Here is a 21,048-nt window from a genome sequence, read left to right on the forward strand (position 1 = left end):
GGTCGCCGCTCAGGCCCGCAGCCACTCCGTGACGATCACCTCCGTGCCGGTGCGCAGCCGCAGGGCGAAGGGCCCGCGGGGCGGGTCGTCGCTGGTGAAGCGGCCGAGGGTGTCGACGGCGACCGGGCGGGCGGCGCCCGGACCGCCGAGCACCTCGATCCGCGCCGAACCCGGCGGCAGCACCTGCCCGATCAGCCCGTCCCCCGTGACCTCGACGTCGACGGTGAGCGCGCCCGCGCGGAAGGTCAGCATGCGCGGCGCCCCGGTGGCCCCGCGCACCGGCAGCGCGTCCACCAGCGAGTCGAAGGTCAGCTCGGCGATCCGCGCGTCCGGATCGTGCAAGGCGTAGGCCTCCAGCGCGAGTTGGCGCAGGAGGTCGGGCACCGGGTCGAGGACGGCCGCGGCCTGCCGCAGCTCCTCCTCCAGCAGCGTGTCCGCCGTGAGCGCGTCCGCCGGCCCGTCTCCGTCCCCGTCCGCTCCGTCGTACGGGAACCCGTTGTCCTTGTTCATGCCGCACCCCGTTGGTCCATCCGGGCCCGCAGCCTGCGCAGACAACGCTGGCGCAGGGGGCCGATGCTGCCGACCGCGATGCCGAGCGCGGCCGAGATCTCCACATAGCTGGGCGGCGGTGAGGACACCAGCACGCGCAGCAACTGACGGCAGCGCTCGCCCAGTCCGTCCAGCTCCTGCCACAGACGGCGGACCCGTTCGGCCCGGTCCGCCGCCTCCTCGGAGTCGATCAGTGTCTGCTCCGGCGTACGGTCGTCGCTGGCCCGGTCCAGGACCTGCGGATCATCCGTGAGGGTGAGCCGCGTCATGCCCTTGATGACCTTCAGGCATTCGTGGCGGGCGGTGCTCGCCAGCCAGGCGCCGGTCTTGTCCGGTTCCCGGATCCGCCCCAGGTGCTGGGCGAAGCGGAACCACACGGTCTGGTAGACCTCGTGCCCGTCCGCGTCGGAGAGCCGGTGGGCGCGCACCACCGACCACACCAGCGGGCTCATGCCCTCCACCAGCGCCTTCCAGGCCGCGGCGTCCCCGTCGACGGCGGACCGGACGAGCGCGCCGACCTCTGTTCGGTCCACGGCTGCACCCCTCGTATAGGGCTCGTCATGGTACGCCGTGGAACGGAGGGTTCCGGCGCTCACGCGGGCAGCGCCGGGGCCGTGACCGGGACCGGGCGCCAGGTGGGCGGCCGCAGCGCGCGCACCTTCGCCCCGCGGACGTCGGTGCGGTGGGTCGCGTCCGCCAGCAGCCGGGCGCCCGCCGTGCGCGGATCGCGCTCGCGCTCGGACGTCATCAGGGCGGCGACGAGCCCGGCGGCGACCGGGGTGGCGAAGGAGGTGCCGCTCCACTGCGCGAACCCGTCGAACATCACCTGGTCCGGCTTGCCGCCGCTGCTCTCCCGCGCCTCGCTCAACGCGCCGGTGTGGCGCGGGTACTGGCAGGTGCAGGAGTAGTCGAAGCCGTACCGGCAGTCGTCGTAGGTGGAGTGCTGGTAGAGGTACGGCACCGGGGTGCCGAAGCCGGTGAGGGCGCTGGTGAGGCGCTCGCCGGGGGCGAAGACGCGTACCCAGCGGCCGTGGTTGCTGAAGCAGGCGGAGCCCTCGCCGTCCGAGCGCAGCGCGCCGACCGACACCACGCTGTCCGCGTACTCGGGCAGCGCCGAGTACGCGGCGGGCCAGAACGGCACGTCGCTGCCGTTGTTCCCGGCGGCGGCGACCAGCAGGGTGCGCTGCTCGCGCAGTTCGCGCATGAACGCGTCCAGGCCGAGCAGCCCGTGCAGACCCGGGGCGGGGCTGCCCGCGGAGAGGCTGATCACATCGGGCCAGCCGGCCCCGTCGACGGCCTCGAAGAGCCGGGCGCCGAACTCCGACTCCAGTACGGCGCCCGCGTCGTTGAGGGTGCCGCGGACGGTGATGTCGGTGTTGGGCGCGACGGCCGCGAGGATGCCCGCGATGAACGTGCCGTGGCCGACGTACTGGCGCAGCACCCCGCCGTCGTCGGTCTCGGCCGCCTGGGTGTCGCCGGTGGTGTGGGCGAGCAGCGGGTAGGCGTGGTGGTCGTGCACCAGGCCGGTGTCGACGACCAGGACGCGGACGGCGGTGCCGGGGTCGTGAGCGGTGCCGGCGGCGGCCGGGTTGGGCGCCGCGGAGCGCGCGATGGGCACCGGTTCGTCCCCGGGGCAGGCGTTGACCGCGATGTGCACCACGTGGTTGCGGCTGACCAGCCGGCGTCCGTGCCGCTCCTCGGCGGCCCGCAGGGCGCCCAGGGCGTGCGGCACGACGTCGTCCCCGAGGTCGGGGGCGCCGACCCGGATGCGGGTGACCCCGCCCCGGCCGCCGTCCGGGCCGTCGCGGCGCACATGGTCGGGGAGCAGCCCCCGGGTCTCGGTGAAGTGGGCGCGCACCGCGTCCTCCACGGCGCGGGCCTCCTCACCGGACCGGGCGAGGACGACCCCCTTCTCGTACAGCGGATGGGCGTCGTCGTCCGGGCCCATGGCCAACGGGACGTCGGGCATCGAGCGCTGGATGTGATCGAACTGCTCGCGGAATCGCTGGAGTGCCATGCCGTGTCCTCCCCCTGTGCGGCGGTGTACGACAGTGAGAGCCGCCGGTCCGCCGTCTGATACAGGCCACTACCATGCGAGGCGTGACAGCGGGAAGCGAAGCGGCCCTCCAACTGCTGCCCCTGGTGTTCGCCGACCCCGGCGAGGCACGGGCGCGCGCCGAACTGCTGCTCGCTTCCGCCCCGGCGCCGCTGCCCGCCAGCATCGCCCACCAGGTCCTCGGCATCTGGCAGCGGGACTTCGGCGATCTGCGGATCGCGCTGACGCATCTGCGCCGGGCCCGGGACCTGGCCGCGCGCGCCGACTCCGCCGACCGGGAGGCGGATGTGCTGGCGACCCTGGGGGTCGCACTGGTGCACGCGGGGCGCACACGGCAGGGGCTCGCCTCCTTCGAGCGGGGCGTCGCGCGGGGCACCGGGCACACCCGGGCCCGGGTGCTGTACCGGCGGGCGTACGTCTGGTGGGTGCTGGGGCATCACCCGGAGGCGCTGGAGGACGTACGGCGGGCGCTGCCGGTGCTGCGGCAGGTGCGCGACGACATCTGGACCGCGCGGGCGCTGACCCTGCGGGCCACGGTGCATCTGGCGCTCGGCGCGGTGGAGCGGGCCGACGCGGACTTCACGGCGGCGGAGCGGCTGTGGGACACCACGGGCCAGGAGCACGACAAGGCGGACGCGGTGGAGAGCCGGGGCCTGGCCGCGTTCCGCTCCGGGGACATCCCCCGCGCGCTGCGGCTGCTCGACGAGGCCGAGGAGCGGTACGCGAAGCTCGGCACGCCCCCCTACATGCTGTCGGTACGGCGCTGCGAGGTGCTGATGGCCGCGGGGCTCGCCCCGGAGGCGCTGGCGGAGGCGGACGCGGCGATCGCCCTGCTGGACCGGCTCGGCGGTCAGTCCACCCGCAAGGCCGAGCTGCTGCTGGCGGCCGCGCGGGCGGCCCGTTCGGCCGGGGACGCGCACACCGCGATCGCCCGCGCGGCCGTCGCCGTACGGCTGTTCGCGGCGCAGCGGCGGCTGTGGTGGGAGACGCACGCCCGGCTGGTGCTGATCGAGGCGCGGGTGGCGGCCGGGCGGCGCTCGGGGCGGCTGGTCGGGGACGCGGCGGCGGTGGCCGAGCGGCTGGCCTCCTTCGGCTCGCCCGCGGCCCCCGAGGCCTCGCTGCTCGCGGGCCGGATCGCGCTGGCGCTGGGCTGGACGGCGGACGCGGAACGGCATCTGGCGGTCGCCGCCCGCAGCCGCCGGGGCGGACCGCCCACGGCCCGGGTGACCGGCTGGGCGGCGCAGGCGCTGCGGGCCCGCGCCGCCGGGTCCCGGCGGGGTGTCCTGGAGGCGTGCCGGCGCGGTCTGGACGTCCTGGACGACCACCGGATGACGCTGGGTGCCTCGGAGCTGCGCGCCCATGTGACCGCGCAGGGCGCCGAACTGGCCGCGCTGGCCCAGGAGGCGAGCCTCACCCACGGCGGGCCCCGGCGGCTGCTGGAGTGGAGCGAGCGGTGGCGGGCGACCGTGCTGTCCACCCCGCCGACCCGGCCGCCCGCCGACGCGGCGCTGCTCAGCGGCCTGACCGCGTACCGGGAGATCGCGGCCCGTGCGGAGGAGTCCCGGATGGAGGGCCGTCCGGTGCCGGCCCTGGAGCGCGAACAGCGGCGCCTGGAACGGGAGATCCGCTCCCGCACCCGCCATATCCGGGGCTCCGCCCCGCACGAGGAGGCCCGCTTCGACGTGTCCCGGCTGCTGGACCGGCTCGGCGAGGACCGGCTGGTCGAACTCGCCGTGGTGGACGGGCGGGTGCATGTGCTGCTGTGCGGCCGGGGCAGGGTGCGGCGGTTCGTCGGCGGCCCGCTCGCGGACGCGGTGGCCGAGGCGGAGTACGTGCAGGCGGGGCTGCGAAGGCTCGCGCACCCGGGCGCGGAGGCGCGGCTGCCGCTGGTGGAGGCGGCGGGCGCCCGGCTCCAGGAGCTGCTGCTGGCCGGGGCGGTGCCGCAGCTGGGCGCGGGCCCGGTGGTGATCGTGCCGCCGGGCGCGCTGCACCGGGTGCCGTGGGCGCTGCTGCCCGCGCTGCGCGACCGGGTGCTCAGCGTGTCGCCGTCGGCGGGCAGTTGGCTGCGGGCCCGGGAGACGGAGCCGCCGCGCGACGGCCGCACCGTCCTGGTGCGCGGGCCCGGTCTCGCCACGGGCGGCGCGGAGGTGCCCGAACTCGCCGACCGCTACGGCACGGCGACGGTCCTGGAGGGTGACGACGCCCAAGTCCCCCGGGTGCTGTCCGAGTTGGACGGCGCCGGGCTCGCCCATCTCGCCGCCCACGGCACCTTCCGCGCCGACAGCCCCCTGTTCTCCGCGCTGCGGATGTCGGACGGTCCCCTGATCGTGCACGACTTCGAGCGCCTGGCCCGCAGCCCCTACCGGATCATCCTCTCCAGCTGCGACACCGCGCGGCTCGCCTCGGTCGGCGCCGACGAACTCCTCGGTCTGGTCACGGCGTTGCTCCCGCTGGGCACGGCCGGGGTGGTCGCCAGCAGCGCCCCGGTCAACGACGCCGCGGTGATCCCGCTGATGCTCGCCCTGCACAAGGGCCTCACCGCGGGCCTCTCGCTGGCCGAGTCGCTGCGGGACGCGCGGACCACCCTGCCGTCCGACACGGTGCACCAGGCGACGGGGTGGGCCTTCGCGGCGTTCGGGGCGGCGTAGGCCGGCCGGGCGGGGCGCGAGTCGGTCAGGCCGACCTGTCCAGCAGGCAGGGCAGCGCGCCCCGGTCGCCCGTACCCAGCCGCGTGTACGCGCTGTACAGATGGTTGCCGACCGTCCGCACGGACAGCGTCAGCCGCTCGGCGATCTCCCGGTTGCTCAGCCCCGCCGCCGCCAGGGCCACCACCTGCCGTTGCCGCGCGGTGAGTTCGCCGAGCACCAGGTCGGCCAGTGCCGGGGTGCGCGCGCCCTGGCAGCGGCGGGCGAGGGCGAGGGCCCGGGTGCGGGAGCGGCGCCCGGCCCGGGGGTCGCGGTGGACGCGTACGGCCTGGGCGTGGGCCTCCGCCGCGAACAGCAGGAACCCGCGCTCCGCCAGGGCGGTCGCGGCACGGTCCAGCGCGTCCCCGTCCCCCCGCGCCAGCGCCTCGGCGTGCCGCGCGAGCACACTGCCCGCGGGGAGCGCGCCTGCGGGCCGCCCGACGCGTACGGCCCCGTAGCGCGCGTACGCGTCCCCCTCGGCGAAGCCGCGCCCTGATTCGTCCGACTCGGCCTGCGCCAGGGCGAGTTCCGCCACGCACCCGGCGTCCCCCGGCGCCCATCGCAGCCCCTCCCGCGCCCATGCGGCGGCGTCCCGCACCGCGCCCCCCAGCCGGGCGAACCGGGCCCGGACGGCCGCGTACCCGGCCGGCACCGGCTGCCCCTCGGCCACCACCCAGTCCCCCACCGGTGTGGCCGGCGGCCGTACGTCCAGCTCGGCCAACCGCCCCTCCAGACATCCCTGTTCGGCTTCGAGCGCGGCGCCTCGGTCCGCTCCGGCCCGGCTCAGCCTGCGGGCGCGCAGCCGTCCGGTCACCGCCCGCAGCGCCGGTCCGTGCAGCGGGTCGGCGAGCGCGGCCCCGCCCGCGTCGTCCACGGCGATCAGGCCGGCCGTCTCCAGCCCTTCGAGGACGTCGAGGTCGAGGCCGTACAGCGGCAGCGGCGCGGGCTCGGCGAAGGCGAGGCGTTCCAGGATCTCGCGCTCGCCGGGTGTGCGGTGCTCCAGCAGGGGCGTGAGCCGGTCGCGGACGGCCGGGGTGAGGGGCAGCGGCCCGCGCCAGGCGCGCTCACCGGTGCCGGGGACGGCGAGCAGGCCCTCCCCCGCCACGAGCGCGGCCACCAGGGAGCGCAGCAGCCGCAGATCGCCCCGGCACAGCCGGTGCAGCCGCCGCACGGTGAGCGCCTCGAAGCCGGTCGCGCCGAGGAGGGCGGCGGTGTCCTCCTCGGGCAGCGGGGCGAGGGCCAGCCGGGGCAGCAGCTCCCCGGCCCACAGCCGGGAGACCGCGCCGGGCGGCGCCGTCTCGTCGCACGCGGCCACGACCAGCCGGGTGCGCCCGTTCGCGGCCAGCTGGTGGACCAGCGCGGCGGAGTCCTCGTCCAGCAGATGGGCGTCGTCCACGACGAGGAGCCGGACGCCGGACAGGGCCCGCACCACGCCGGGCAGCGAGCCGGTGCCGTCCAAGAGGTGCGCGAACGCCGCGAGGGGCAGATGGCGGGCCTCGGGCGTGCCGGTCACCCGGACGTGGTCGGTGCCCCGGACCGCCTCCGTGATCAGCCGGGTCTTGCCGCGCCCGGCCGGACCGGTCACCACGACACCGCGCCGGCCCGCGGCCGTCGCCCCCCGCACCAGCTCCAGTTCGTCCTCCCGGCCGGTGAACGGCCAGGGCAGTTCGAAAGTCCTCGCGTCCTGCTCGTAAGTCCTCACACCAACCAGAGCACGCGTACTCAGGTTTGATACAGGGCGACTTGAGTAGCCCTCGACTCAGGCGCCCGCGGCCGCGGGACGGGCACGCTGGCCGCATGACCCGACGCCTGTGCTCGCTGTCGCGGCAGCCGGCCCCGTCCTTCGGACCGGGGCTGACCGCCGAACGGCAGGCCGCGCTGCTCGCCGGACGGCGCATGTGGGTCAACGGCACGGTCCTGCACTACTGCTTCCTCGACACCGACCACGACGCCTCGGTGATCCCGGTCCCCGGGACCGGGGAGCTGCGCCGGGTGGCGTGGGCGGGCGGCAAGGAGCAGCTGGACGTGGTCCGCGAGTGCTTCGCGCAGTGGGAGGCGCTCGGCATCGGGGTCGCCTTCGCGGAGGTCGGCGACCGGGGGGAGGCCGAGCTGCGGATCGGGTTCCAGAGCGGCGGGGGTTCCTGGTCGGCGGTGGGCCGCGAGGCCCTCGCCGTCGGCCGGGGCGAGCGCACCATGAATCTCGGCTGGGACGTGACCGCGCAGGGGGAGCGCGGCACGGTCCTGCATGAGATCGGGCACGCGCTGGGCCTGGTGCACGAGCACCAGAACCCCTGCGCCGGGCTGCACTGGGACGACGAGGCCGTCTACGCGGAGTTGGCGGGGCCGCCGAACCACTGGAGCCGGGAGACGGCGTACACCAACGTCCTGCGGGCGTTGGACGCCGGGGAGTCCAGGGGCGCGGTGTGGGACCCGCGCTCGGTGATGGCCCTGCCGTTCGGTCCGGGGCTCGTGCTGGAGCCGGAGCAGTACCGCGGGGGGCTGCGTCCGGCCGAGCGACCCTCGGACCGGGACCGGGAGTTCGTCCTGCGCTGGTACCCGGGTACCGCGCCCGGACCCGACCCGCTGGTGCCGTTCCGTTCGGCACCGCTGGGCCTGGGTCCGGGCGAGCAGGCGGACTTCGTCGTCGAGCCGACGGGGACCCGCGACTACACCGTGGGGACCTTCGGCGACGCCGACACCGTGCTCGTGGTCTTCGAGGAGCGGGACGGGGAGCCGCGTTTCCTCGCCGGCCACGACGACGGCGGCACTCCGGACAGCGCCCGGCTGCGGGTGCGGCTCGTCCGGGGACGCCGCTACTTCGTCCGCGTCCGCGTCTACTCCGTCTGGGGGGCGGGGCAGACGGCGGTGATGTGCTGGTGAGCACACGCGGGCGGCACGGCCCGGGGCCCGGCTCCGGGGGAGCGGGCGCGTACGTCACCCACGGGGGAGGTGACGTACGCGCCCGCGCCGGTGCCCTGCCGGTGGCTACGAGGCGGCCCGCTCGGCCGGGGCGGTGGCGTCGGGGTGGGCCAGGCCCAGATGGTCGCGCAGGGTGGTGCCCTCGTAGTCGGCGCGGAAGACGCCCTGTTCCTGGAGGAGCGGGACCACCTTGTCGGCGAACGGGTCGAGGCCGCCCGGGGTGATGTGCGGGACGAGGATGAATCCGTCGGAGGCGTCCGCCTGCACGAACTCGTTGATGGTCCGGGCCACGGTGGCGGGGGCGCCCACGAAGGTCTGCCGGTTGCCGGTGTTGATCACCAGATCGCGGATGGACCACTTGTTGGCCTCGGCCAGCTCCCGCCACTCGCGCGCGATGGCGACCGGGTCCCGGTACATCCGCACCTGGGCGCGGCCCCGGGAGATGTGCTCCTCGCTCACCAGCGGATCGATGTCGGGCAGCGGGCCCTCCGGGTCGTACCCCGACAGGTCCCGGTTCCAGACGAACTCCAGGTGCTTGAGCGCGGTGGCGCCGCTGACCTGCTGGCGGCGCACCTCGCGGGCGAGTTCGTCGGCCTCGGCGTCGGTGTCGCCGAGTACGAAGGTGGCGGCGGGCAGGATCAGCAACTGGTCCGGTCGGCGGCCGTACTTGGCGAGCCGGCCCTTGACGTCGGCGTAGAACGCCTGGCCCTCCTCCAGGTGGGAGTACCTGCTGAAGATGGCGTCCGCGCCGGCGGCGGCGAACTCCCGGCCCTCGTCGGAGTCGCCCGCCTGGAAGATCACCGGGCGGCCCTGCGGGGAGCGCGGCACGTTGAACCGGCCGTGGATGTCGAAGTGCTGCCCCCGGTGCACGAAGGCGCCGGCCCGCGCGTCCCGCAGGAAGGCGCCGGTGGCCCGGTCGGCGAGGATCTCGTCGCCGCGCCAGGAGTCGAACAGCTCGTGCGCGGTGGCCAGGAACTCCTTGGCGCGCGAATAGCGTTCCTCCTGCGGCAGAAACCCGCCGCGGCGGAAGTTCTCGCCGGTGAAGGCGTCCCAGGAGGTGACCACGTTCCACGCGGAGCGGCCGCCGGAGAGGTGGTCGAGGCTGGCGAACTGGCGGGCCACCTCGTAGGGCTCGTTGAACGTGGAGTTGATGGTGCCGGTCAGGCCGAGCCGGTCGGTGACGGCGGCGAGCGCGGCCAGCACGGTGAAGGTGTCGGGGCGGCCGACCACGTCCAAGTCGTATATCCGACCGCCCTGTTCGCGCAGGCGCAGGCCCTCGGCGAGGAACAGGAAGTCGAACTTGGCGCGTTCGGCGGTGCGCGCGAAGTGCGCGAAGGAGCTGAACTCGATGTGGCTGCCGGCGGCCGGGTCGCTCCACACGGTGGTGTTGTTGACGCCGGGGAAGTGGGCGGCCAGATGGATCTGCTTCAGCGGCTTGCTCATGGTCGTACGGTCCTCCGGCTCAGACGGCGGTGGCCGCAGCGGCAGTGGCGGCGGCATAGCGGTTGGCGGGGCGGGCGAGGCCGAGCAGGCCGCGCAGGGTGTCCGCCTCGTAGGCGGTGCGGAACCGGTCCCGGCGCTGGAGTTCGGGCACCAGGTCGCGGCTGATCCGGGGCAGGTCGTGCCCGGTGACGGCGGGCCGCAGCCGGAACCCGGTCAGCCCGGCGCCCGCCAACTCCTCCAAGACATCCGCGAGTTGGGCCGCCGTGCCGGTGAAGACCGAGGCGTCGCCGGTGTACGGCTCTCCCGCGAGCGCGTCCAGCCGCTGCCGCCGCGCCTCGGCCTCGCCCCGGCTGTCGTCCAGGAAGACCAAAAGGTCCCCGAAGACATGCAGGGTCTCCCCCGCCCGCCCGGCGCTCTCCTGCTCGGCGCGGATCTCGGCCAGGATCGCGCGGGCGTGCTCGGCGTCGCGCGGGGTGACGTAGCCGACGTCGGCCTGCCGGGCCAGCAGCCGGTACGGCACGGTGTCGTGGGCGAGCGCGGTGACCGGCGGCTGCCCCTGGGGCGGGCGGGGTGTGATGGAGGGGCCCTTGACGCTGAAGAAGCGGCCCTCGAAGTCGATGTAGTGCAGCTTGTCCCGGTCGACGAACCGGCCGGTCGCGCGGTCGCGGATCTCGGCGTCGTCCTCCCAGCTGTCCCAGAGCCTGCGCACCACCTCCACGTAGTCGGCGGCCTCGTCGAACAGGTCGGTGACCAGGCCCCGCGCGTCCGGGCTGTCGTAGGCCCGGATCCGCTCGACACCGCGGCGGCCGAAGTGGTCGGCCTCGTCCGGCCGGGCGGTGATCCGCACCCGCAGCCCGGCACGGCCGGTGCTGACGTAGTCGAGGGTGGCGATCGCCTTGGAGATGTGGAACGGCTCGGTGTGGGTGGCCACCACGGTCGGGACCAGGCCGATGTGCCGGGTGAGCGGGGCGACGCGGGAGGCGACGAGCACCGCGTCGAGCCGGCCGCGTACCTGGTCGGTGCGGTCGTCGGGCTCCAGCAGGTGCGAGGACTGCGGGCCGAGGCCGTCCTCGATGGTCACGAAGTCGAGCAGGCCGCGCTCGGCCTCGGCGACCTGGTCGGCCCAGTATCCGGCGGTGAACAGCTCCCCGGGGCGGGCGACGGGCTCGCGCCAGGAGGCGGGGTGCCAGCCGGTGCCGTCGAGGGCGGCGGCGAGGTGCAGGCGGGCGTCGGAGTGGGGGGCGGGGTGGGCGTGGGGATGGGCGTCGGGGTGAGTGGAAGAGCTGGCAGAGGACACGGGTTGGCGCCTTCCTGGGTGTCCGTACGAGGGCGCGCCGGGCCGCGCCGGGGGCGGGGCACGGCGGCGGGCGGGCGCGGCGGGACGAAGGGATCCGCGCGGCCGCGGGGACCGGGCAGAGGGGGAGCGTCAGGAGCGACAGAGCGCGCCGGCCACGCGCTGGAGGTCGATATGGGGCCGGGAGTGCAGCACGGTGGAACGGGCGGTGCGCAGGACGCGCGCGCACGGGAGGCGCCTCGGGTCCCCGGTCATCTCCGCCACCTCCGTCCACCGCGCTCGGCGGGCCGCGTGCACGGCGGCCGCGCCCATCTCGTCATGAGGCACAACGCCCCGGCCCCACTCGGTGTTCCCGGCCGCGTGGGGCGGCCGCGGGAGATGTTGTGGCCGGCCGCTCAGGAATCGCTGAGCGGCAGTCCGGGCGGGTTGACCTCGGACTTCGCCACGGCCTCGTCGGAAAGGTTGTACGCGGCCAGCCACTTCGCGTACTGACCGCTCTCGATCAGGTGGTTGATGGCGTCCGCGAGGGGCTTGGCGAGGCCGCTGTTCTTCTTCGTGGTGGCCGCGATCAGCCCCTGCAGGCTCGCGCCCGCCCCGGAGTAGGTGCCCGCGCTGCGGGTCGGGTCCGGCGACTTCGCGGTCTGGGTGACGTGGTAGGCGACACCGGGGTTGGCCGCGAAGTAGGCGTCGATCCGGCCGCCGGACAGCGCCAGATAGGTGGCGTTCTTGCTGGCGTAGTGCTTGACGGTGAGGTTCTTGCCCTCGGCCTTCAGCTTGCTCTGCCACTCCAGGAGGATCTTCTCCTGGTTGGTGCCGTTGTCGACGGCGACGGTCTTCCCGGCGAGGTTCTCGTAGTTCCCGCCGAAATTCCAGGTGCTCCTCTTCAGCACCTCGAAGCCCACGTTGTCCTTGCGGTACGAGGCGAAGTCGTACTTCTTCTTGCGTTCCTCGGTGTCGGTGATGTTCGCGAAGCCGACGTCGGCCTTGCCGCTGTCGATGCCGACGAACATGTTCTCCCAGGTGGCGTTGGCCAGTCGGGGCTTGAGGCCGAGGACCGCGGCGACGAGGCGGCCGAAGTCGGGCTCGGCACCGGTGAGGGTCTTCTGGTCGCCGCCGATGTAGGCGAGCGGCGGGAAGCCGTCGGGCAGCGCGCCCACGACGATGTTCAGGGTGCCCCGCGCGCGGACGGCGGCGGGCAGTTCGGCGTTGAGCGACTTGACCTCGGAGACCTTCAACTCGGTCTGTCTGGCGGCGCCGTTGGACACCCGGCCCACGGTCACCGTGCCCGCGGCGTCGGTCGTGGTGGCCGCGTCGCTGCTGCCGCCGCAGGCGGCGAGGGTGCCGGCGAGGGAGGCGGCCACGGTGGCCGCGGACAGACCGCGTATCAGGCTGCGTCGGGTGGGGTGGCTGGGCATGGCTGTCCTTGTCGTTCGATGGTGCGTCTGCGGAGAGCGGAGAACGGAGAGGGAAAGGTGGGAGGAGAGGGGGCGGCGGGTTCAGAGGACCTTGGCGAGGAAGTCCCGGGTGCGGGGGTGCCGAGGGCGGTCCAACACCTCGGCGGGCGGGCCTTGTTCGACGATCCGGCCGCCGTCGATGAAGACGATCCGGTCGGCGACCTCGCGGGCGAAGCCGATCTCATGGGTGACGATGACCAGCGTGGTGCCGCTGGTGGCGAGGTCCTTGATGACGGACAGGACCTCGCCGACGAGTTCCGGGTCGAGCGCGGAGGTCGGCTCGTCGAAGAGGATGATGCCGGGGCGCAGCGCGAGGGCGCGGGCGATGGCGACGCGCTGCTGCTGGCCGCCGGAGAGCTGGCGCGGGTAGGCGCCGGTGCGCTCGCCCAGGCCGACCCGGGTGAGCAGCTCCCGGGCGAGTTCCCGTGCTTCGGCCTTGCCGAGGCGGCCGGTGGCGACGGGTGCGGCGGCCACGTTGTCGAGGACGGTCAGATGCGGGAAGAGGTTGAAGTTCTGGAAGACGAACCCGATCCGGCCGCGCTGGGCCAGGATCGCGCGCTCGCCCAGCTCCTTGAGCCGGCCGCCCACGCTGCGGACGCCGATGAGTTCGCCGCCGACGCTGACATGGCCGATCTCGGGCTTCTCCAGGTGGTTGATGACCCGCAGCAGCGTGGACTTGCCGGAGCCCGAGGGCCCGATGACGACGGTGACCTCGCCGGGGCGGACGGTCAGGTCGATGCCGTCCAGGACGCGGTGGGTGCCGTACCACTTGTGGACGTCGTGCACCTCCAGCGCGGCCGGGACCGTCTCCTGGGCGGTGGTGGCGGTGGCGGTCATACGGCGGCCTCCCTGCGCAGCCGGGCCCGGAACGCGGTGAGGCCGGCGCGTGCCTTCTGGAGCGGGGTCGGCGGCAGGGTGCGGGTGGCACCCCGGGCGAAGTACCGCTCGACGTAGAACTGGACGACGGAGACGGCGCTGGTGAGGATCAGGTACCAGACGGTGGCGACCAGCAGCAGCGGCACGATGTCGCCGGGGTAGGTGCTGCCCATGGTCTGCACGGAGCCGAACAGGTCGAGCAGCGACACGTAGAACACCAGGGACGTGCTCTTGACCAGGCCGATGAGCTGGTTGACGTAGTTGGGCGTGATGGAGCGCAGCGCCTGCGGCAGCACGATCCGGGTGAACTGGTAGCCCTTGGGCAGGCCGAGCGCGGCGGCCGCCTCGTGCTGGCCCTGGTCGACGGAGAGCAGCCCGCCGCGCACCACTTCGGCCGCGTACGCCGCCTCGTTGAGGCCGAGTCCGATGACGGCGACCGTCATGTCGGTGGCGAGCCTGGACTCGTCGAAGGTGACGAAGGCGGGTCCGAAGGGGATGCCGAGGCTCAATGTCCTGTACAGCGCGGAGAAGTTGTAGAGGAAGATCAGTACGACGATCAGCGGCACGGAGCGGAACAGCCAGGTGTAGGTCCAGCTGACGGCGCGCAGCACCGGGCTCCCGGACTGCCGCGCGAGGGCCAGCAGCACGCCTCCGGCCAAGCCCAGCAGGGCGCTCAGGGCGGCGACTTCGAGGGTGACGAGGAGACCGTTCAGGACCGTGGGCCGCAGGAACCAGTAGCGGAAGCGGTCCCACTGGTAGAACGGGTTGGTGGCCAGGCCGTGCGCGATCTGGGCGACGACCACCAGGACGACGGCGGTGGCGATCCACCGGCCGGGCCGGCGCAGCGGCTGGACGCGCTGTGCGGCGAGGGGTCTGGACGGCTCTGCGGCGGGCGGCGCCTCGGCGAGCGAGACGGCGGCGCCTGGGGGTTGGCTCATGGCGGGCTCCGGCGAGGGGCGGGGCGTGACGGGAAGGAGCGGGGGGTGCGGGGTACGACGGACCGGGCCGCGGCCCGCCGCCCGGCTCGGGGCGTGCGGCGGGACGCGCCGGAACGCGCGGCAACGGGAGGGGAGTTGATCCGGGGAGCGGGAAGCGGGGCGGGCCGCTGAGGCGGCGGGCCCGATGTCCGGGGCTACGGCCGCCGGGGCGTGGCGGTGGAAATCAGCCCCGGCAGCCGCGGATCGCGCCCGGCGCGGTACACAGCGCGCTGCTGACGCGCAGCAGGTCGACGGCGCGGTCGGCGACCAGGGCGGTGCGCGGCGGTACGCAGCCCTGGGGGCGGCTCGGGGCCGTCCGGGGAGCTGCGTACATGGCGTCACCTGTCACTGTCATGGCCCCGTGGGGCCTCGCGCTTACCGAAGTCGTCGTCCGGTCCGGTCGTCACCTGGGGCACCCCACCGCGTCGCGAGGGTTGCCGGTCAGCGAGCCAGGGCTTGGCGCTGACGCTCTTGACCGCATCTGAGCCGCAAGTAATCCAGTCGGCGCCGCGAATGTCAACGTCCGTCCGTCATGTGGACATCCCCGGGACCGATCTCACCTGCGGAAAGTGTCCGGGGAGTCGGTCGCGTGGGCCGCCCAGTCCAGGATCTGGACGGCGGCTCCGGCGGCCTCCAGGCCCCGGCACCGGCCCTGGTGGCGGCGTGCGATGCCGTCGAGGTCGAGGTGGCGGCCGAAGGCGGGGTGGCCGGCGAGGCGGCGGGCGTAGGACCACAGGGCCCGGTGCTCGGCGATGCGCTGCACGGCGGACGCGTCGAGGTGGCAGCGGTGCACCAGGTCCAACTGCACCAGGGACACCCAGAGTTCGACGTCGGCGGCGGTGAGCCTGCCGTCGGCCAGGTACTCCTCCCCCGCCAGCCGCTGCTCCAGCCGGTCCAGGGTGTCCAGCAGTACGTCGAGCGCGGCGGCCCGCTCCGCCGGGCCGGCGCCGGCCCGTCCGGCGCGCTGGGCGGCCTCCTCGATGCCCTCGGCGCACATCCGATCGACGGCCTCGATCACGGACTCCTGGCCGGGCGGGAACAGGGGGTTCTCGCAGGTGCGCGGGAAGCGGTCCAGGTCGCGCAGGATGTCACGGGTGTGGGTGCTGACGATGCGTCCGGACCAGTCGTCGCTGAGCACGGGGGCGAGCGCCGGGCCCCGGTAGTGGTGGGCGCTGGCCTCGTACAGCGGGCGCAGTTGGGCGTGGCCGCCGTCGTGGCCGTCCGGGAGGGCGGGCAGGAAGGTGACCGGACAGCTGTCGTCCAGGCCGAGCAGGGCGTGGCCGACGGCGAGGCGCAGCCCCTCGGGACAGGCGGTGGACAGGTGCAGGCGGTAGCGGTGGGGCACGGCGTAGTGGCCGCTGCGCGCGTCACGGCCGAGCCGGCCCCGGAAGTCGGGCGCGGTGACGCGATGGGCGGGTGGGACGGCGGCGAGCGGAGTGATGGACATGCGTCTCCCCGGGTCGTGGGCGTACGAGGGCGCGTCGGCGGGAGCAGTCGGACGGCGGCCGCGAGGGCCGGATCGGCGAAGGGGCGCGGTTCAGCGCGTCAGCGCGGGTCGCCCAGGGCGCTGCTGACGCGCAGCAGATCGATGTGCCGGCGGGAGGTGAGCAGCGGGGTGCGCGTCGGCGTCCGGCCCGCTCGGCCGGTGACCGCTTCGAGGCGCGCCATGTTCCCTACCTGTTCACTAGGATTCCCTGCCAGGAAGTCTCGATCCCCCTCGGCCCGGCGTCAAGAGGGTGTCCACCGCCGGGAACGGGGAACCGCCGCTCAGGGCTCCCGGTGCTCGGACGCCGCCCGTTCCAGCTCCGCCGCCTCCGCCCGTGCCAGCCGTGCCTCCGCCTCGACGTCGAGGGAGCGGGTCAGCCACAGGTACAGGAGGGCGGAGGCGGGCAGCCCGATGAACAGGGAGATGTCCGCGCCGCCGAGCGCCTTCGCGGCGGGGCCGACGTAGAGGGTGCCGACGGAGAAGAACGGGACCATGACCGCGAAGCCGGCCAGGTAGGAGATGATGCCGTGCCAGCCCCAACGGCCGTAGATGCCCCGGGGGTTGAAGATCTCGGCGACCGCGTAGTGGCCCCGGCGCACCACGTAGTAGTCCATGAGGTTGACCGCGGTCCACGGGATGAACAGATAGAGGACCAGCAGCAGGAAGTCGTTGAAGTCGGCGAGGAAGTGGGCGGTGGCGGCGAGCGCGCCGATCACGGAGAGCGCGGCGGTGAGAGCGAGGGTGAGCAGCCGCGTCGAGAGCGTCGGCCGTACCCGTCGTACCGAGTCGATGGCGCTGATCAGGGTCAGCGAGCCGCCGTACATGTTGAGCGCGGTGACGGAGATCAGGCCCAGGGCGGCGAAGAGCAGCACGATCGCGCCGAAGCCGTCGAAGACCTTGTCACCGGCCGCGTCGATCGAGGTGATCGTCTCGAAGTGCGCGCCCGCCCAGGCCGCGAGCAGGGTGCCGAGGACCATCATCCAGATGCCGCCGAGCGCGGAGCCGAAGTAGGTCCAGTAGAAGGTCCTGCGGACGGTCACGTCCGGCGGCAGGTAGCGGGAGTAGTCCGAGACGTAGATGGCCCAGCTGATCTGGTAGCCGGCGACCACGCCGAACTGGGCGAGGAACGGCGTCCACTTGAAGGCGCCGAGGTCGAAGGAGCCGGCCGGGTAGTGCAGGGTGAGCAGGATGCCGACGGTGAAGATCCCGAAGACGACCAGGAAGACGTAGGTCAGGATCCGCTCCGCCTTGTGGATGATGTCGTAGCCCACCAGGGCGATGACGAGCGCGAGCACGGTGACCGCGAGGACCCAGGGCTTCACCCCGCCGTGCAGCGTGGTGTGCAGGGCGTCGGCGGCGAGGATGCTGTTGAAGACGTTGAACCCCGCGTACTGCACATAGGCGAAGAGCCACACCAGGAGCGCGCCGACGTAGCCGAACTGCGGCCGCGACTGGATCATCTGCGGCAGGCCCAGCTGGGGTCCCTGGGCGGAGTGGAAGGCCATGAAGAAGGTGCCGAGGACAGTGCCGGCGACGATGGCCAGCAGCGACCAGATGAGATTGCCGCCGCCGGTGATGCTGATCAGTCCCACGGCCAGGGTGGCGATCTGGGCGTTGGACATGAACCACAGCGGCCCCAGGTGCCACAGTCTGCCGTGCCGCTCGTCCAGCGGGACGTAGTCGATGGACCGGACCTCGATCCCGGACGCTCTGCCCTGTGCCGACCCGCTCATGCCGCCTCCCGCGCCCGTCGCGTCACTCGGATCACATGGTGCACCGGCGCGGGCCCGGTGACGAGAGCGCGGACGACGACACCCCGGGTGATCGCGGAGGGCCCGCACGGCACCGGAGATATCGCGGCCCGAGGGCCCCTGTGGTGCAGTTTTTCCGCGCGCGGAATGCCCGGACGAGACAAGAAACGGCGATTTTGCGACAGGTAGGGGCATCGCCGACCATGACGGGGTCCCGGCGATCCCGGGACGTCGGCTTGATGAGAGGCGCACCATCCATGCACGTCACCGGAACCGCTCCCCCGCCGGCTCCGGCCCCCTCGGAGAGCCCCGCGGCGCCCGTGGGGGACCCCCGGGGCCCGTCCGGCAGCCGGCACGCGCGCCGGTTCGGGCTGCCCGTGGCCACCGCGCTGGTCATGGGCAACATCATCGGCGGCGGCATCTTCCTGCTGCCCGCCTCCATCGCCCCCTACGGCACGGTCAGCCTGGTCGCCTTCGGGGTGCTGACCGTCGGCGCCATCGCCCTCGCGCTGACCTTCGGCAGGCTCGCCGCGCGCGATCCGCGCACCGGCGGCCCGTACGTCTACGCCCGCGGGGCGTTCGGCGACTTCGCGGGCTTCCTCGCGGCCTGGTCGTACTGGATCACCACCTGGGTGTCGAACGCCGCGCTCGCCGTTGCCGCCGTCGGCTATCTGGACGTGCTGATCCCGGTGAGCGGACACCGCTGGACGGCGTGTCTGGCCGCGCTGGCGATCCAGTGGCTGCCCGCGCTCGCCAACTTCGCCGGCAGCCGGTACGTGGGCGCCGTGCAGCTGGTCTCCACGGTGCTGAAGTTCGTGCCCCTGCTGCTGGTGGCGGTCGGCGGGCTGTTCTTCTTCGACCCGTCCCGGCTCGGCCCGTTCAACTCCAGCGGCCATGGCGCGATCGGCGCGGTCTCCGCCTCCGCCGCGCTGCTGCTCTTCTCCTACCTCGGTGTGGAGTCCGCGGCGGTCAGCGCCGGTGAGGTCAGGAACGCCCGGCGCAATGTGGGCCGGGCCACCGTGATCGGCACGGCGGGCGCCGCGCTGGTGTACCTGCTGGGCACGCTGTCCGTGTTCGGTACGGTCCCGCACGACCGGCTGGTCCACTCCACCGCGCCCTTCTCGGACGCCGTGAACGCGATGTTCGGCGGCAGCTGGGGCGGCTGGGCGGTGGCGCTCGCGGCGCTGGTGTCGATGGTCGGCTGCCTGAACGGCTGGACCCTGCTCAGCGCCCAGACCCCGTACGCCGCCGCCCGCGACGGGCTCTTCCCGGCCGCCTTCACCCGGCGCCGCCGGGGCGTGCCGACGGTCGGCGTCGGCGTCACCGTGGTGCTGGCGTCCCTGCTCACCGCGTACAACTACCTCTCCGGTTCCGGCAAGGTCTTCGAGGTCCTGGTCCTCGTCACCACCTTCACCGCGACCGTCCCCTACCTGCTGGCCACCGCCGCCCAGCTCTTCCACCTCGTCTCCGGCCGCGCCGACCCGGTGGACCGGGGCCGGCTGGTCCGGGACGCGGTGGTCACCTCGGTCGCCGCCGCCTTCTCGATCTGGCTGATGGCGGGCGCCGGCTACGCGGCGGTGTACCAGGGCGCGCTGTTCCTCTTCGCCGGTGTCCTCGTCTACGCGGTGATGACGGGCCGGCGGGCCCGGACGGCCGAGCGGCAGACCTCGTAACCGCGCCCCTCGGGCCGGGGGGAGGCGGTCACTTCCCCCGGTCGCGGGCCCGGCGGAACCGGTCCAGGCCCTCGGACAGCGCGATCACCGGTTCCGGGTAGTCCAGTGCGGCACGCTCCGCGCCGGGCAGCTGCCACGGCTCGTGCACGAACCGGTCGGCGACGTCCGCGAGTTCGGGCACCCAGCGGCGCACGTAGCCGCCGTCGGGGTCGTAACGCCGGGCCTGGGCCACGGGGTTGAGGACCCGGTTGGGGCGGGTGTCCGTGCCGGTACCGGCGACCCACTGCCAGTTGAGCTGGTTGTTGGCGATGTCGCCATCGACCAGCCAGTGCAGGAAGTGGTCGGCGCCGATCCGCCAGTCGACGTAGAGCGTCTTGGTCAGGAAGGACGCGGTGAGCAGCCGGGCCCGGTTGTGCATCCAGCCCTCGTGGCGCAGCTGCCGCATCGCCGCGTCGATCACCGGATAGCCGGTACGGCCCTCCCGCCACGCCTCGATGTCGGCGCGCGCGGCCTGCCCCGTGCGCCAGCGGTCGCCCTTGGTGCGGTAGTCGGCGCGGGCGGCGGCCGGGCGGGCGGCGAGCACCTGGCGGTGGAAGTCGCGCCAGGCGAGCTGCCGTACCAGCGACTCGGCGCCCGGACCGCCGTGGCGGCGGGCCCGCTGGACCAGCTCCACCGGGGACAGGGTGCCGAAGTGGAGATGCGCGGAGAGCCGGGAGGTGGCGTCGGCGGCCAGGTCGTCGCGGGTGTCGTCGTAGGCGTCCAGGCCCGTGCGCCAGTAGGCGCTCACCCGCTTGCGGCCCTCGCTCTCGCCGCCGGCCGGCAGGGCGGGCGAGACGCCGGTGACATCCTTCCGGGCGGGCGGCTCCTCGCCCTTCACCCCGTCCGGCACGCGGATCCGGCGCGGGACGGCCAGCGGCGCGCGCAGCCCCGCCTGGGCCCAGCGCCGGTGGTACGGCGTGAAGACCGCGAAGTGGTCGGAACCGGCCGGGGTCAGCTCGCCGGGCGGTACGGCCACGGTCACCGCGTCGTGCACGAGCAGCCGCCGTCCGTCGGCCTCCAGCGCCCGCCGCAGCAGGTCCTCCCGGTGCGTGGCGAAGGCGCTGTGCGCGGCCGCCAGGTGCACCTCGCCGGCGTCCGCCTCCGCCGCCACGCCGCACACCTGCGCCACCAGGTCGCCGGAGCGCACCACGAGCCGTCCGCCGCGCCCGCGCAGGGACGCGTCCAGGTCGGCCAGGCAGTCGGCGAGGAAGGCGGAGCGGTTCGGGGTGGCGAACCCGGCCGCCTCGACGGCGCGGTCGCGGACGAACAGCGGGACGACCTCGTCGGCGTCGGCCAGCGCGGCGCGCAGCGGCGGATGGTCGTGCAGACGCAGGTCGGAGGTGAACAGGACGACCGAGACGGACATGGCGGTCAGCCTAAGCGCGGGGGGTGGCGGTGGCACGATCCCACGACGGCGCGGCGGGACCGGTCGCCCGTTCGGGGCGGGGTGGTGGCTCGGGGCGGATCGGGGCCGGGGGCCGGGTCGGGGCCGGGGGCCGGGTCAGAACCGGGCGCCGGGTCAGAACCGGGCGGCAGTCCGGGGCCGCGCGCCGCGTCAGAACCGGGCGCCGGGTCAGAACCGGGCGGCAGTCCGGGGCCGCGCGCCGCGTCAGAACCGGGGGCCGGGGCAGAACCGGGCGCCGGGTCAGAACCGGAGGGCAGGTCAGGGCGGGGGCCGGGTCAGAACCGGGTGGCAGTCCGGGGCCGCGCGCCGGGTCAGGGCCGGGGGCCGGGGCAGAACCGGGCGGCAGTCCGGGGCCGCGCGCCGGGTCAGAGCCGGGTGACAGGTCAGGGCCGGAGGTCGGGTCAGACCGGGCGGCAGTCCGGGACCGCGCGCCGGGTCAGGA

General features: G+C 74.4%; 18 protein-coding genes and 1 riboswitch. Of the genes, 3 read left to right on the forward strand and 15 right to left on the reverse strand.

The annotated features are described in order from the left end of the window. Positions 1 to 9 precede the first annotated feature (9 nt). From QHG49_RS05065 to QHG49_RS05075, 3 genes are read right to left on the reverse strand one after another with little or no spacing between them, the layout of a single operon-like run. Positions 10 to 510 carry a hypothetical protein gene (locus tag QHG49_RS05065; protein ID WP_301487363.1) on the reverse strand — a complete coding sequence of 167 codons (501 nt, stop codon included), beginning with the start codon at positions 508 to 510 and terminating at the stop codon, positions 10 to 12. Then, positions 507 to 1,082, reverse strand: coding sequence for an RNA polymerase sigma factor (locus tag QHG49_RS05070; protein WP_145487323.1), 576 nt, complete (start codon positions 1,080 to 1,082; stop codon positions 507 to 509). The genes QHG49_RS05065 and QHG49_RS05070 overlap by 4 nt, the downstream gene beginning before the upstream one ends. A 59-nt stretch (positions 1,083 to 1,141) precedes the next feature. Further along, positions 1,142 to 2,566, reverse strand: a complete 1,425-nt coding sequence (locus QHG49_RS05075) for a S8/S53 family peptidase (RefSeq protein ID WP_301487364.1) — start codon at positions 2,564 to 2,566, stop codon at positions 1,142 to 1,144. 74 nt (positions 2,567 to 2,640) lie between these two features. Here QHG49_RS05075 and QHG49_RS05080 point away from each other — a divergent pair, with 74 nt between their 5' ends. Beyond that, the gene (locus tag QHG49_RS05080) at positions 2,641 to 5,253 is read left to right on the forward strand and encodes a CHAT domain-containing tetratricopeptide repeat protein (RefSeq protein ID WP_301487365.1); all 2,613 of its coding nucleotides are present in this window, start codon (positions 2,641 to 2,643) and stop codon (positions 5,251 to 5,253) included. Positions 5,254 to 5,278: 25 nt separating this feature from the next. On the opposite strand, the gene QHG49_RS05085 is transcribed toward QHG49_RS05080, so the two are convergent. Further along, positions 5,279 to 6,991, reverse strand: coding sequence for a LuxR C-terminal-related transcriptional regulator (locus QHG49_RS05085; protein ID WP_301487366.1), 1,713 nt, complete (start codon positions 6,989 to 6,991; stop codon positions 5,279 to 5,281). Between the two features lie 95 nt (positions 6,992 to 7,086). Between QHG49_RS05085 and QHG49_RS05090 the strand changes: the two genes are divergently transcribed. After that, entirely contained in the window at positions 7,087 to 8,169 is a 1,083-nt protein-coding gene (locus QHG49_RS05090; RefSeq protein ID WP_301487367.1) for a M12 family metallopeptidase, read from the forward strand. Positions 8,170 to 8,274: 105 nt separating this feature from the next. Here the strand turns inward: QHG49_RS05090 and QHG49_RS05095 are convergent, their stop codons facing one another. The 10 genes from QHG49_RS05095 to QHG49_RS05135 all read right to left on the reverse strand — a co-directional run bounded on the left by QHG49_RS05095 (position 8,275) and on the right by QHG49_RS05135 (position 17,471). Next, positions 8,275 to 9,651: an NtaA/DmoA family FMN-dependent monooxygenase gene (locus QHG49_RS05095; protein ID WP_159706775.1), complete on the reverse strand. Its 1,377-nt coding sequence runs from the start codon at positions 9,649 to 9,651 to the stop codon at positions 8,275 to 8,277. Between the two features lie 19 nt (positions 9,652 to 9,670). Further along, on the reverse strand, positions 9,671 to 10,873 hold the full coding sequence (locus QHG49_RS05100) for an LLM class flavin-dependent oxidoreductase (protein ID WP_301492702.1): 1,203 nt from the start codon (positions 10,871 to 10,873) through the stop codon (positions 9,671 to 9,673). Between the two features lie 204 nt (positions 10,874 to 11,077). Then, positions 11,078 to 11,257 (reverse strand): putative leader peptide, encoded by a 180-nt coding sequence (locus QHG49_RS34030; RefSeq protein WP_360057829.1) that lies wholly within the window; start codon positions 11,255 to 11,257, stop codon positions 11,078 to 11,080. 83 nt (positions 11,258 to 11,340) lie between these two features. After that, positions 11,341 to 12,360: an ABC transporter substrate-binding protein gene (locus tag QHG49_RS05105; RefSeq protein WP_159706771.1), complete on the reverse strand. Its 1,020-nt coding sequence runs from the start codon at positions 12,358 to 12,360 to the stop codon at positions 11,341 to 11,343. Positions 12,361 to 12,441: 81 nt separating this feature from the next. Next, positions 12,442 to 13,236 (reverse strand): amino acid ABC transporter ATP-binding protein, encoded by a 795-nt coding sequence (locus tag QHG49_RS05110; protein WP_159706769.1) that lies wholly within the window; start codon positions 13,234 to 13,236, stop codon positions 12,442 to 12,444. Next, positions 13,233 to 14,213: an amino acid ABC transporter permease gene (locus QHG49_RS05115; RefSeq protein WP_159706767.1), complete on the reverse strand. Its 981-nt coding sequence runs from the start codon at positions 14,211 to 14,213 to the stop codon at positions 13,233 to 13,235. Before QHG49_RS05115 ends, QHG49_RS05110 begins: the two co-directional genes overlap by 4 nt. Before the next feature lie 223 nt (positions 14,214 to 14,436). After that, complete coding sequence (locus QHG49_RS05120; RefSeq protein WP_159706765.1) at positions 14,437 to 14,586, reverse strand: hypothetical protein; 150 nt, start codon at positions 14,584 to 14,586, stop codon at positions 14,437 to 14,439. Positions 14,587 to 14,618: 32 nt separating this feature from the next. Beyond that, positions 14,619 to 14,729: riboswitch (SAM riboswitch) on the reverse strand. A gap of 79 nt (positions 14,730 to 14,808) precedes the next feature. Beyond that, positions 14,809 to 15,699 (reverse strand): glutathione S-transferase C-terminal domain-containing protein, encoded by an 891-nt coding sequence (locus QHG49_RS05125; RefSeq protein ID WP_301487368.1) that lies wholly within the window; start codon positions 15,697 to 15,699, stop codon positions 14,809 to 14,811. A 98-nt stretch (positions 15,700 to 15,797) separates the two neighbouring features. Then, a complete protein-coding gene (locus tag QHG49_RS05130) occupies positions 15,798 to 15,920 on the reverse strand; it encodes a putative leader peptide (RefSeq protein ID WP_260864767.1) in 123 nt (40 codons plus the stop codon). Positions 15,921 to 16,019: 99 nt separating this feature from the next. Further along, a complete protein-coding gene (locus tag QHG49_RS05135; RefSeq protein WP_301487369.1) occupies positions 16,020 to 17,471 on the reverse strand; it encodes a cytosine permease in 1,452 nt (483 codons plus the stop codon). Positions 17,472 to 17,746: 275 nt separating this feature from the next. Between QHG49_RS05135 and QHG49_RS05140 the strand changes: the two genes are divergently transcribed. Continuing rightward, positions 17,747 to 19,162: an amino acid permease gene (locus QHG49_RS05140; protein WP_301487370.1), complete on the forward strand. Its 1,416-nt coding sequence runs from the start codon at positions 17,747 to 17,749 to the stop codon at positions 19,160 to 19,162. Between the two features lie 28 nt (positions 19,163 to 19,190). Here QHG49_RS05140 and QHG49_RS05145 read toward each other — a convergent pair whose 3' ends face one another. Further along, positions 19,191 to 20,567, reverse strand: coding sequence for a deoxyribodipyrimidine photo-lyase (locus QHG49_RS05145; protein WP_301487371.1), 1,377 nt, complete (start codon positions 20,565 to 20,567; stop codon positions 19,191 to 19,193). Positions 20,568 to 21,048: the final 481 nt, after the last annotated feature.

It is taken from the genome of Streptomyces sp. WP-1 (assembly GCF_030450125.1).
Classification (GTDB): domain Bacteria; phylum Actinomycetota; class Actinomycetes; order Streptomycetales; family Streptomycetaceae; genus Streptomyces; species Streptomyces incarnatus.

Excerpts from the sequence above, each read along its gene's own strand:
- QHG49_RS05065 (WP_301487363.1), bottom strand. The coding sequence starts at position 510 with ATGAACAAGGACAACGGGTTCCCGTACGACGGAGCGGACGGGGACGGA.
- QHG49_RS05075 (WP_301487364.1), bottom strand. The coding sequence starts at position 2,566 with ATGGCACTCCAGCGATTCCGCGAGCAGTTCGATCACATCCAGCGCTCG.
- QHG49_RS05080 (WP_301487365.1), top strand. The coding sequence starts at position 2,641 with ATGCGAGGCGTGACAGCGGGAAGCGAAGCGGCCCTCCAACTGCTGCCC.
- QHG49_RS05090 (WP_301487367.1), top strand. The coding sequence starts at position 7,087 with ATGACCCGACGCCTGTGCTCGCTGTCGCGGCAGCCGGCCCCGTCCTTC.
- QHG49_RS05095 (WP_159706775.1), bottom strand. The coding sequence starts at position 9,651 with ATGAGCAAGCCGCTGAAGCAGATCCATCTGGCCGCCCACTTCCCCGGC.
- QHG49_RS34030 (WP_360057829.1), bottom strand. The coding sequence starts at position 11,257 with ATGGGCGCGGCCGCCGTGCACGCGGCCCGCCGAGCGCGGTGGACGGAG.
- QHG49_RS05105 (WP_159706771.1), bottom strand. The coding sequence starts at position 12,360 with ATGCCCAGCCACCCCACCCGACGCAGCCTGATACGCGGTCTGTCCGCG.
- QHG49_RS05110 (WP_159706769.1), bottom strand. The coding sequence starts at position 13,236 with ATGACCGCCACCGCCACCACCGCCCAGGAGACGGTCCCGGCCGCGCTG.
- QHG49_RS05115 (WP_159706767.1), bottom strand. The coding sequence starts at position 14,213 with ATGAGCCAACCCCCAGGCGCCGCCGTCTCGCTCGCCGAGGCGCCGCCC.
- QHG49_RS05120 (WP_159706765.1), bottom strand. The coding sequence starts at position 14,586 with ATGTACGCAGCTCCCCGGACGGCCCCGAGCCGCCCCCAGGGCTGCGTA.
- QHG49_RS05125 (WP_301487368.1), bottom strand. The coding sequence starts at position 15,699 with ATGTCCATCACTCCGCTCGCCGCCGTCCCACCCGCCCATCGCGTCACC.
- QHG49_RS05130 (WP_260864767.1), bottom strand. The coding sequence starts at position 15,920 with ATGGCGCGCCTCGAAGCGGTCACCGGCCGAGCGGGCCGGACGCCGACG.
- QHG49_RS05135 (WP_301487369.1), bottom strand. The coding sequence starts at position 17,471 with ATGAGCGGGTCGGCACAGGGCAGAGCGTCCGGGATCGAGGTCCGGTCC.
- QHG49_RS05140 (WP_301487370.1), top strand. The coding sequence starts at position 17,747 with ATGCACGTCACCGGAACCGCTCCCCCGCCGGCTCCGGCCCCCTCGGAG.
- QHG49_RS05145 (WP_301487371.1), bottom strand. The coding sequence starts at position 20,567 with ATGTCCGTCTCGGTCGTCCTGTTCACCTCCGACCTGCGTCTGCACGAC.